The sequence below is a fragment of the Sandarakinorhabdus sp. genome (assembly GCF_031422795.1).
Lineage (GTDB): Bacteria > Pseudomonadota > Alphaproteobacteria > Sphingomonadales > Sphingomonadaceae > Sandarakinorhabdus.
In genome coordinates this window covers 1-5,250 of record NZ_JANPML010000180.1, presented here as the reverse complement: position 1 = coordinate 5,250, position 5,250 = coordinate 1, and the positions used below count along the sequence as shown (strand labels likewise).

General features: G+C 66.1%; 5 protein-coding genes and 1 pseudogene. 5 read left to right on the top strand and 1 reads right to left on the bottom strand.

Annotation, left to right across the window (positions count from 1 at the left end; translation table 11 throughout):
- Nucleotides 1-1,179, bottom strand: a pseudogene (locus RMO81_RS06575) (aminopeptidase); the annotation flags it as partial.
- 196 nt (nucleotides 1,180-1,375) lie between these two features.
- Here RMO81_RS06575 and RMO81_RS06570 point away from each other — a divergent pair.
- The 5 genes from RMO81_RS06570 to RMO81_RS06550 all read left to right on the top strand — a co-directional run.
- Nucleotides 1,376-1,663: a hypothetical protein gene (locus tag RMO81_RS06570; protein ID WP_310474994.1), complete on the top strand. Its 288-nt coding sequence runs from the start codon at nucleotides 1,376-1,378 to the stop codon at nucleotides 1,661-1,663.
- Nucleotides 1,650-2,348 (top strand): ATP-binding cassette domain-containing protein, encoded by a 699-nt coding sequence (locus RMO81_RS06565; RefSeq protein ID WP_310474993.1) that lies wholly within the window; start codon nucleotides 1,650-1,652, stop codon nucleotides 2,346-2,348. Before RMO81_RS06570 ends, RMO81_RS06565 begins: the two co-directional genes overlap by 14 nt.
- Nucleotides 2,345-3,544, top strand: a complete 1,200-nt coding sequence (locus RMO81_RS06560) for an ABC transporter permease (protein WP_310474992.1) — start codon at nucleotides 2,345-2,347, stop codon at nucleotides 3,542-3,544. Before RMO81_RS06565 ends, RMO81_RS06560 begins: the two co-directional genes overlap by 4 nt.
- Before the next feature lie 6 nt (nucleotides 3,545-3,550).
- Nucleotides 3,551-4,036 (top strand): DUF3299 domain-containing protein, encoded by a 486-nt coding sequence (locus RMO81_RS06555; protein ID WP_310474990.1) that lies wholly within the window; start codon nucleotides 3,551-3,553, stop codon nucleotides 4,034-4,036.
- Nucleotides 4,033-5,250: serine hydrolase domain-containing protein (locus tag RMO81_RS06550; RefSeq protein WP_310474989.1), on the top strand; the 1,218-nt coding region annotated here is incomplete at its 3' end. The genes RMO81_RS06555 and RMO81_RS06550, both read left to right, overlap by 4 nt.

Below are 5,250 nucleotides of genomic sequence, written 5' to 3'. Positions count from 1 at the left end.
CTGCGCCACCGGATAGGGGTAGGGGACGGCAAACTCGCTGTAGACGTCGATGGTATGGGCGATGGACTTGGTGGAATAGGCATCCCACAGCGGCCGGGCTTCCTTGGGATAGAAGCTCATCGCCATCACCAGCGGGTTGGCGCTGTCGTCTTGTTTGACGCCCATCGCGTCCCACACGAACTTGCGCGACGATGCCCAGGCGAAATCGCGGACGTTGCGGGCGGTGAAACGCCAGGTGCGGCTGCCGCTGGCCTTCTGCTTTTCAGCGGCCACCGCTTCGTCGGGCGTGACGATATACACCGGTTCCTTGGCGGTGCGGGCCTGCGCCAGCCGGGCGCGCTGCGCGGCCGACAGTATATCAGGATTGGCCAGTTCCCCGGTGGCCGAAATCACGTGATCGGCCGGCACGGTGAGCGACACATCGTAATCGCCGAATTCCAGCGTGAACTCGCCGCCGCCAACGAAAGCCTTGTTGTGCCAGCCTTCATAATCCGAATAGACCGCCGCGCGCGGGAACCATTGCGCGGCCAGAAAGATGCAATTGCCGTCCTGATCCGGCTTGGTGAAGCATTCATAGCCCGATCGGCCACCCACCACGCGGGTTTCCGGCATCGGCAGGGTGAAATCGATCTTCACCGTCGTCGCACCGCCGCTGGCCAGCGCTGCGGCCAAATCGATGCGCAGCAGCGTATCGACCACGGTGAACTTCAGCGCGCGGCCCGACGCATCAGTGACCTTCAGATTGTTGAAGCCGCCTTCCCACTCCTTCATGCGCATCGCCTTGCGCACATCGGTCAGGCTGATGCCGCCGCCGGGCGACACGGTTTCAGCGCGCTCCGCAATGTGATCGCGCTTGTAATTCTGATCGAGCAGCAGCCATAGATAGCGAAGACTGTCCGGGCTGTTGTTGTGATAGGTGATGGTCTCGCTGGCGCTGATCGTGCGCGTGGCTTCGTCCAGCTTGGCGGTGATCCGATAATCCACCTTCTGCTGCCAGTAACGATGGCCCGGCGCGCCGGCAGCGTTGCGATAATCGGTCGGGGTCGGCCAATCCTCGCCTTCCAGTTGGCGGAACTTGTCGACGAAATCGCCCTTGGTCTGCTCGACCGGGCCGGCGGTTGCGGCGACACCCAAAAGGGCGGCAATCACCCACATCATCACCCGACCAATCACGTGCATCCGGCAGCCCCTCACGTCTTCACCCGGCCTCCCGCCGGAAACCCTGCCCTTGCCGCGTCACCATCGGCTTGGCAAGCTGCGCCACACTGCACCTGCGGCATTTGACCCACCGTGGCCAACGGCCGGCGCGTTGCAGCCGGTCAGTGAGTGTGACAATATGACTTGTCGAGTCGATCCACCGCTGGAGGGGTTTTTCATGCGCCTGATCGCTGTTGTTGCTGCCACCGCCATGCTGGTCTCCGCCGGCGCCGCCAGTGCCTGCGCCTTTGACGGCATGCCGGGTTACAGCCACTACGCCCCCGATGGCACCGATCCCTATGCCGGCGCTTATGCCGAAGCCGCGGCCCGCATTGCCGAACAGCGCCGTCAGGAAGCCATTGAAACGGCGCGCCTTGCCATGATGAAACGGCTGGGCCTGAAGGACGATGTCGCCACCGCTCAGGCTCCCGCCGGTGCGCTTGCCGTGGCCAATGTCCGGCCCTGATACGCCGAACCATGTGAACAATGCTGCGGGGCCTCTGGTGGAAGCCAGGGGCCTTTCCCATGACCGTTCTGGCCAGTGCGTGCTGCAGATCGGCGATTGGCAGCTGAACAGCGGGGCCCACGCGCTGCTGTTGGGGCCGTCGGGATCGGGCAAGACCAGCTTCATCAACATCGTCACCGGCCTGCTGACTCCCACCCACGGCGATCTGCTGGTGGCCGGCGAGGCGATGTCGGCGCTGCCGCCCGCTGGCCGCGATGGCTTGCGCCGCCGGACCATAGGGCTGGTGTTCCAGACGCTGCGGCTGATCCCGGCGTTGAGTGTGACCGACAATCTGGCGCTGGCCCAGCAGCTCGCGCTGGGCAGCGTTGACCGCGCCGCCATTGCACAGATGATCGACCGGGTTGGCCTGTCCCACCGCGCGGCCGCCCGGCCACGCCAGCTTTCGCAAGGCGAAGGCCAGCGCGCCGCCATTGCGCGGGCGCTGATCACCCGGCCGCGGCTGGTGGTGGCCGATGAACCGACCAGCGCACTCGACGATGCCAATGCCGCGCGCATGATCGATCTGATGTTCGAGGTCGCCGCCGCCACCGGCGCCACCCTGCTGGTCGCCACCCACGATGGCCGCATCGCTGAACGCTTTGCCAACCGGCTCGATCTGGTCGCTCCGCCGGCAAAAGCCGCATGATCAGGCTCAGCCTTGCCTATCTGAAAGACCGTGGCCTCAACACCGCGCTCAACATCCTGCTGCTGGCCTTGAGCGTTGCCAGCCTGGTCATCCTGCTGCTGTTTTCGAGCCAGCTGGAAAACCGTTTCGACAAGGATTCCCAAGGCATCGACATGGTGGTGGGTGCCAAGGGCTCGCCGCTGCAATTGATCCTGTCGTCGGTCTATCATGTCGATATCCCGACCGGGAATGTGCCGCTGGCAACGGTCGATCTGCTGCGCCGCCAGATGGGCGTGGCGCAGGCGATCCCGCTGGCACTGGGCGACAGTTTTCGCAGTTTTCGCATCGTCGGTACCGAGCCAGCCTATCCGGCGCTGCTGGGTGCCAGCCTTGCCGATGGCCGCATGTTCGAGCGCCGGATGGAGGCCGTGATCGGCGCCGACGTGGCGACACGCACCGGCGCAGGCCTGGGCCAGCGTTTCATTGGCGGCCACGGCATGACGGGTGGCGAGGATGGGCCCAAGCATGAAGAATCGCCCTTTATCGTTGTCGGCCGGCTGCAGCGCACGGGCACCGTGATCGACCGGCTGATCCTGACCAAGGTCGAAAGCGTGTGGGAAGTCCACGGCATCGAGGCGCCGCATGCAGAGGATGAAGCGCACGCCAGCCCGGCAGAGGTGACCGCCGTGCTGGTGCGCTTTGGTTCGCCCATCGCTGCGGTGCGGCTGCCCGGCTTCGTCAACCGCCAGACCAATCTGCAGGCCGCCGTGCCGGCTGTTGAAGTTTCCCGTCTGCTGGCGCTGGTTGGGGTCGGGCTGGATGCGGTGCGGGCCTTTGCCGTGCTGTTGATGCTCACCGCCGGGCTGTCGATCTTTGTCGCGCTGCTCACGGCGCTGAAGGAGCGGGAGGGCGACATGGCGATGCTGCGCGTCATCGGTGCGAGCCGCGCGGCGATCATCGGCCAGGTGGCCAGCGAAGGCCTGATCCTGGCTGCCTCCGGCGCGGCGCTCGGCCTGGCGCTCGGCCACGGCGTGATTGCCCTTGCCGCCGCCAATATCGAACAGTTGCGCCAATTGGGGCTGAATGCGCTGGCTTTTCATCCTGGCGAAGCGGCAATTGTGGCGGCAGCGCTCATCATCGGGCTTATTGCGGCCTTGATTCCGGCGTTCAGGGTGTTGAAATCGGATATCGCCGATACGCTGGCAAATGCCCGCTAGGAGGACATGATGACTGCTCGTCTTGCCATCGCTGCTACCTTGGCTGCCCTGCTCATCACCGGACCGGCGGCGCTGGCCCAAACCGCGACGAAGCCATCGGAATCCATCTGGAAACCCGCCCCCACCCCGCCCGGCGGCGTCGCTTGGGCGGTGCTGGAAGCTGCAACAGAAGATCCGGCCGCCGCCAAGGCTGGCGCAATGAAACCGCTCTATCCCGCCACCGTCAAATCGCTCGCCGGCAAGCGGGTGAAGATCAACGGCTATATGCTGCCATTGGGCAAGGGCGCCAACCAGAGCCATTTCGTGCTGCTGGCCTATCCGCCCGATTGCCCGTTCCACCTCAATCCCGGCCCACAGCAGTTCATCGAAGTGAAGGTGGCGAGCGCCATCCCGATGAATTATGATGTGCGCACCATCGAAGGCACGCTGCAATTGGCCGGCGGAGACGGGGCCGGCGTGTTCTACAAGATCAGCGACGGGAAGGAGATGTGAAGGCGCTTTTGGCAGCGGCGTTGCTTGCGGCGCCCGCCAGCGCCGCGCCCCTGCCGCCTGAACTCGCCGCCCGCATCGACGGCCGCATGCGCGAGTGGGCGCAGGCCAATCAGGCTCCCGGCCTGACCTGGGGCATCGTCAAGCGCGGCGAAGGCCTGGTGCATGTTGGCCGCGCCGGCCTCGCCGATGTCGCCAGCGGCCGCCCTGTGGCGGCCGACACGCGCTTTCGCATCGCCAGCATGACCAAGGCTTTCACGGCGCTGACGCTGTATGATCTGGCCGCGGAAGGCAGGCTGCGGCTGGACGATCGGGTCGTCACCCACCTGCCCGAAACCGCTGACTGGATCGGCGGAGTCAGCGTGACCGATCTGGTCCATCACATGGCCGGCTTTGTCACCGATGATCCCTGGGGTGATCGCCAGACGCCGTTGCCCGAAGACCAGTTCACCGCCCTGTTGTCGATCGGCGTGCCGTTCACCCGCGCACCCGGCATCGCCCATGAATATTCCAACCTGGGCTATGCCATGCTGGGCCGCATCATCCGCAATGCCAGCGGCCAGCCGTTCGAAGCCGAAATCGCCCGCCGCCGGTTCCAGCCGCTGGGCATGACCGCCACCACCTTCAACCTCGCCGATGTGCCGCGCAGCCTGCTGGCCACCGGCTGGCGCTGGGAAGACGGCATCTGGAAAGCCGAGCCAGAGATGGCCCCCGGCGCCTTCGGCGCGATGGGCGGCATCATCACCACCGCGCCGGATTATGCGCGCTGGGTCGATCATCTGCTTTCCGCCTGGCCGGCCGCCGCACCGGCTGCCGGCCCGCCGATCGCGGGCGGCACGGCGACGAACGAGCCGAGGGCGCGGATCACCGTGCGCAGCCTGTTGCGCGGCGAAGGCGTGCCGCGCCGTGTCACCCGGCCCGGCAACGGCCCGCCCTGCCAGATCGCCGTGGTCTATGGCGGTGGCTTGCGGGTAGGCGATGATTGCACGCTGGGCCGGGTGGCGTTCCACGGCGGCGGCTATCCCGGCTATGGCAGCCACATGATCATCGCGCCCGACAGCGGCTGGGGCGTGTTTGTGCTGACCAATCGCACCTATGCCGGCCCGTCTGCGCCGGCGTGGGATGCGCTGATCGCGATGAACGATGCCGGGCTGGTGCAAGCCGACGCGGTGCCATTGTCGCCGGCGTTGGCCCGGTTGGTAGAACCGGTCCACACG